Annotated in this window: 2 protein-coding genes; both read left to right on the top strand. The window is 61.2% G+C overall.

Features of this window, described 5'->3' with window-relative positions; translation table 11 throughout:
• Window positions 1-186 precede the first annotated feature (186 nt).
• Window positions 187-1479, top strand: a complete 1293-nt coding sequence (locus ACX80F_RS16955) for an IS110 family RNA-guided transposase (protein WP_459337550.1) — start codon at window positions 187-189, stop codon at window positions 1477-1479.
• Between the two features lie 123 nt (window positions 1480-1602).
• Window positions 1603-2037, top strand: a complete 435-nt coding sequence (locus ACX80F_RS16960) for a hypothetical protein (protein WP_459337551.1) — start codon at window positions 1603-1605, stop codon at window positions 2035-2037.
• Window positions 2038-2165: the final 128 nt, after the last annotated feature.

The raw sequence follows: 2165 nt of genomic DNA on the forward strand, positions 1-2165 counted from the left end.
CCACGGTAATAGTGGAAACTGATTGCGGGTTCGGTGTGGCTCTCTGTCCACATGACGTGGCTCTCTGAGTTGCTGTCCTTCCCTTGACCTGTCCACTGACCCCGCGATCGCTTCACGTGCCGGCGGGTATGGCCTCATAGGAGCCTGACCAGATCCCCTTACCGTATTGCCTGCCCGTTCTGGCTCGTGGAGACCCACTTCCACGGAGAGGCAGACATGTCAGACCTTGAAGCGCAGGAGAGCCGCATCGTCGTCGGGATCGACACGCACGCTGACACCCATCACGTCGCTGTCGTCACGGAATACGGCAAACCAATAGCTGACCAGGCGTTCCCGACAACGGCCGCAGGCTACCGGGATGCACTTCGCTTCATCACCGGTTTCGGTGAGGTCGTGCAAGTTGGCATGGAAGGTACCGGAACCTACGGGGCAGCACTGACGAAAGTCCTGCAGGGCGAGGGAATCCTTGTCATCGAGGTCAACAGACCCGATCGTCAGCAGCGCCGACTCAAGGGCAAGACGGATCCTTTGGATGCCTACCGGGCGGCCCACTCCGTCATCGTGGGTAGGAGTACCGCGGTCCCGAAAGCCAAGGACGGGCCCGTTGAATGCTTGCGTGTCCTGCGCGCGCTCAGGGTGTCAGCCGTGAAGTCCCGGAGTGCTGCGATCAACCAGATCAAGAGTCTGCTGATTTCCGCACCAGAGGGTGTGCGGTCCAAGTACCAGGGCATGACCACGGCGACCATGATCGGCGTCATGGCTCGCTCCCGACCGGCCGGACACCTCGCTGACCCTCTTTGCGTGACAGCACGAGTGCTCAAGGCATTGGCCGTGCGCTACCAACACCTGAGCGAGGAAATCGACGAGGCCACCGCTCAACTGCAGGACATCCTGGAGTCCTACGCGCCGATGCTGCAGGAACTCACCGGAGTCGGTACCGATGTCGCATCTCAGCTGCTCGTGACGTTCGGGGACAACCAGGACCGCGTACGCAGCGAAGCCAAGTTCGCGGCCCTCGCCGGCGTCGCCCCCATCCCCGCCTCCTCGGGAAAAACCAGTCGGCACAGACTCAGCCGTGGCGGCGACAGGCAGGCCAACTGCGCACTGCACCACATCGTCCTGGTGCGCATGAACATCGACCCCAGGACGAAGGAATACGTCACCAAACGGACCGAGGAAGGCAAGAGCAAACGGGAGATCATCAGGTGTCTGAAACGCTATGTCGCCCGTGAGGTCTACCGCCAGATTACCAACCCCGTCCCCGCGCCAGCAGTTGCGGACCTACGACCCCTGCGTCACGAGCTGGGCATCACGTTGCAGGAAGCGGCCAGCAGTCTCGGCGAGTGGCCCTCGACGCTCTCCCGGCTTGAGCGAGGTAAGACCCGCAGCGATCACCTCCTCATCCGGTACCGGAGCTGGCTTCGCGAGCAACTACCAGACAGTGGTTCACATCTCTTGCAGCCGCTAGCCTCCGTGTGAGACGCGCTAAATCATCGCCATACGCCCATCTGCAGGGTGCGATGCTTCCCGGATCACGTCACTATAGTGATCTGGTTCAGTGGTCCATTCCGCCAGCACGCACAGCAACAACGGAGGAGCATCATGGAAACCGACTTGCTGCCGAGAACGGCCGGATCCGCCGTCGAATACGACCTCAATGCCTTAGACGATGGCTTCTGCGCAACTCTTGCTCCAACGACCTGGGACCCACGAACCCACACGTTCAGCGACCTCGTATGGTGTGCCCCCGGTTTCACCGGAACCAGCTTCGAAGTGGGAGAGATATGGCCCGTACCAGCCAAGAGGCTGCGACACGGGAGAACCATTCACGTCGGGTCGCCCCCCAAGCCGACAAGAAAGAAGCCACTACGTCGGATCGGAACGATCGCACTCCTAGACAACACCGTGTATACCTACTGCCCGATGTGGCTCAGGAATGGCTGCATCGAACACGCGGCCTGGCTAAACCCTGCAGCAGGGATCGCCCTGGAAGACATCGAGCGGCACGGCACAGAACTAGTTGCCGGTCTCCCCTAAGCGGACATCCCCTCAAAGCGGTTCAACGCCGAGGTCAAACCGCATCCGTAGGGCACCAGCGGACTCTGACCACAGCCTCCCCTAATGCTGTTGACACTTATAGGAGCGTCAGGGGCACGGCACAAGCT

The organism is Arthrobacter sp. TMS2-4 (genome assembly GCF_054511075.1).

What these genes read in the sequence shown, in the direction of transcription:
- ACX80F_RS16960 (WP_459337551.1), top strand. Translation starts at nt 1,603, where the DNA reads ATGGAAACCGACTTGCTGCCGAGAACGGCCGGATCCGCCGTCGAATAC.